The sequence below is a fragment of the Catellatospora sp. NPDC049609 genome (assembly GCF_040675365.1).
Classification (GTDB): Bacteria; Actinomycetota; Actinomycetes; order Mycobacteriales; family Micromonosporaceae; genus Catellatospora.
Map to the genome: position 1 here is coordinate 1 of NZ_JBFAOU010000396.1, position 2,721 is coordinate 2,721.

Annotated in this window: 3 protein-coding genes; all 3 read left to right on the forward strand. The window is 73.0% G+C overall.

Translation table 11 applies throughout. From position 1 onward, the window contains the following. The first annotated feature begins 177 nt into the window (after nucleotides 1-177). The 3 genes from AB0J67_RS40530 to AB0J67_RS40540 are packed head-to-tail and all read left to right on the forward strand — an operon-like array spanning nucleotide 178 to nucleotide 2,692. On the forward strand, nucleotides 178-1,143 hold the full coding sequence (locus AB0J67_RS40530) for an aliphatic sulfonate ABC transporter substrate-binding protein (RefSeq protein ID WP_363491049.1): 966 nt from the start codon (nucleotides 178-180) through the stop codon (nucleotides 1,141-1,143). Continuing rightward, nucleotides 1,140-2,000 (forward strand): ABC transporter permease, encoded by an 861-nt coding sequence (locus AB0J67_RS40535; RefSeq protein WP_363491051.1) that lies wholly within the window; start codon nucleotides 1,140-1,142, stop codon nucleotides 1,998-2,000. Before AB0J67_RS40530 ends, AB0J67_RS40535 begins: the two co-directional genes overlap by 4 nt. Next, complete coding sequence (locus AB0J67_RS40540; RefSeq protein ID WP_363491053.1) at nucleotides 1,973-2,692, forward strand: ABC transporter ATP-binding protein; 720 nt, start codon at nucleotides 1,973-1,975, stop codon at nucleotides 2,690-2,692. The genes AB0J67_RS40535 and AB0J67_RS40540 overlap by 28 nt, the downstream gene beginning before the upstream one ends. The last annotated feature ends 29 nt before the right edge of the window (nucleotides 2,693-2,721 follow it).

Here is a 2,721-nt window from a genome sequence, read left to right on the forward strand (position 1 = left end):
GCTGGTCGCCCGCGCGATCGCCGCGAACGTGGTGCGCAAACGGCGCCGTGCGCGCGGGTAGGACGTGGGCAACAGGAGTCCTGAGGAGGTGGGACCGCCAGGCTGATTCCCATAATTCCTATCGGGTTGATAGCCTATCGCCGTCCGACGACTCCGACCCCCCTCAGGAGACAGCCCATGCACGCCCAGCCCCGACTTTCCCGCCGCTCCCTGCTGGCCGCGCTGGCCGCGGCGCCGCTGTCCGCGTCGTTCCTGGCGGCCTGCGGCGGTGACGAGCCGGCCGCCGCCGGGCAGCCGCTGCGCATCGGATACCAGCGATTCGGCGGGCTCAGCCTGGTCAAGGCCCGCAACGCCGCGGATCCGAAGGCCACCTGGGCGCTGTTCGAGAGCGGCCCCGCACTGACCGAGGCGTTCAAGGCCGGGTCCATCGACATCGGGCAGACCGGCGAGGCGCCGCCGATCTTCGCGGCCGCCGGGAAGATCGACTTCAAGATCATCGGCACCTCGGCCCCGGTGCCCAAGGGCGAGGCCGTCCTGGTCAAGCAGGCCAAGGGCTTCCAGTCCTTCGCCGACCTCAAGGGAAAGACGGTCGCCCTCAACAAGGGCTCCAACGTGAACTGGCTGCTGGTCAAGCTGCTGGAGAAGCACCAGCTGACCATCGACGACATCGACGTCAAGTACCTCAAGCCCGCCGAGGCCCGCCCCGCCTTCGACGGCGACCAGGTCGACGCCTGGATCATCTGGGACCCCTACTTCGCCCTCGCCGAGCAGCCCGGCGTCGCCGTGCTCGAAGACGCCACCGGCCTGGCCAGCAACCGCGAGTACGTGCTGGCCGACCCGAAGGCGCTGGAGCAGAAGACCGACCAGATCGCCGAGTTCCTCAAGCAGTACCGCACCGTCACCGACTGGGGCATCGCCAACCCCGGCGAGCGGGCCGCCGTGCTCGCCCCCGAGCTGAAGATCCCGCTCGACGTCACCACCCGCGCCCTGCAGCGCAGCGCCCAACCGCTGGCCGCGCTCACCCCCGAGATCGGCGACGAGCTGCAGGCCATCGCCGACGGCTTCGCCACCCTCAAGCTCATCCCCGAGAAGATCGACATCAAGTCGCGCATCGACGACCGCTTCACCGAGGCACTACGATGACCACCACCACCAGGATGGCGGCCCCGGCCGCCGTCCCGGCACCCGCCCTCGACGACGCCGGTCCCGCCGCCCCGGCCCCCGGCCGCCGCACCGGCTCCTCCCGGCGGCGCTGGCAGCGGCTGATCACACCCGTCGTGCTGTTCGCCGGCTGGGAGGCCGCCGCGCGCACCGGGCTGCTGCCCCCGCACAAGCTGCCCGCGCCCAGCGACGTGCTCGCCGCCGGATGGCGGCTGTCCGGCGACGGCACCCTCGCCGTGCACCTGCTCGACTCGCTGCAGCGCGCCGCCATCGGGCTCGCCATCGGCGGCGGGCTCGCCCTGCTGCTCGGCGCGGTCGCCGGACTGCTGCGCATCGGCGACGACCTGGTCGACCCGCCCGTGCAGATGGCGCGCATGCTGCCGCACCTGGGCCTGGTGCCGCTGCTGATCATCTGGGTCGGCATCGGCGAGGAGCTGAAGATCACGCTGGTCGCGCTGGGCAGCTTCTTCCCGATCTACTTCAACACCTACGCCGGCATCCGCGACATCGACGAGCGCCTGGTCGAAGCCGCCCGCACCTGCGGCCTGGGCCAGCTCGCCCGGCTGCGCCACGTCGTGCTGCCCGGCGCGCTGCCGTCGCTGTTCCTCGGGCTGCGGCTGGCCATCGGCGCGGCCTGGCTCAGCCTCGTCGTCGGCGAGCAGGTCAACGCCCAGACCGGCATCGGCTTCCTGATGATGGAGGCCCGCGAGTTCGCGCAGACCGAGGTGGTGCTGCTCGGCCTGCTCGTGTACGCGCTGCTGGGCCTGCTGTCCGATCTGGCGCTGCGCATCGCGGAGAGGAGGACCCTGTCATGGCGACGCGGCCTGCAGGCGAGGTGACCCCGGTCCTGACCGCCCACGGCGTGCGCCGGTCCTTCGGCGCGGCCGTCGTGCTCGACGGGGTGGACCTCGCCATCGCGCCCGGCGAGGTGGTGGCCCTGCTCGGCGGCAGCGGCTCCGGCAAAAGCACCCTGCTGCGCATCCTCGCCGGGCTCGACGCCGACGCCGCGGGCGACGTGCGGCGACCCGGCGACCTGGCGGTGGTGTTCCAGGAGCACCGGCTGCTGCCGTGGAAGCGGGTCATCGACAACGTCTCCCTCGGCCTGACCGGCCCCGGCGTACGCGCCCGCGCCCTGGCCGCGCTCGACGAGGTCGGCCTGCGCGGACGCGACACGGCCTGGCCCGTCGAGCTGTCCGGCGGCCAGGCCCAGCGGGTCGCGGTCGCGCGGGCCCTGGTCCGCGAGCCCGCGCTGCTGCTGCTCGACGAGCCGTTCGGGGCGCTCGACGCGCTCACCCGGCTGCGCATGCAGCAGCTGTTCGCCCGGCTGCGCGCCCAGCACGGCTTCGCCGCGCTGCTGGTCACCCACGACGTGGAGGAGGCGCTGCTGCTGGCCGACCGCACGCTGGTGCTGGAGGACGGGCGGCTGGTCGAGGACGCGCCGGTGACGCTGGCGCATCCGCGTACGCCCGACGATCCCGGCTTCGGGGTGCTGCGTCGCCACCTGCTCGACCGGCTCGGCGTGGCGGCCTGAGCCGTTTTTCAAGGCGCTCTCAGCGGAGC

What these genes read in the sequence shown, in the direction of transcription:
- AB0J67_RS40530 (WP_363491049.1), top strand. Translation starts at nt 178, where the DNA reads ATGCACGCCCAGCCCCGACTTTCCCGCCGCTCCCTGCTGGCCGCGCTG.
- AB0J67_RS40540 (WP_363491053.1), top strand. Translation starts at nt 1,973, where the DNA reads ATGGCGACGCGGCCTGCAGGCGAGGTGACCCCGGTCCTGACCGCCCAC.
- AB0J67_RS40535 (WP_363491051.1), top strand. Translation starts at nt 1,140, where the DNA reads ATGACCACCACCACCAGGATGGCGGCCCCGGCCGCCGTCCCGGCACCC.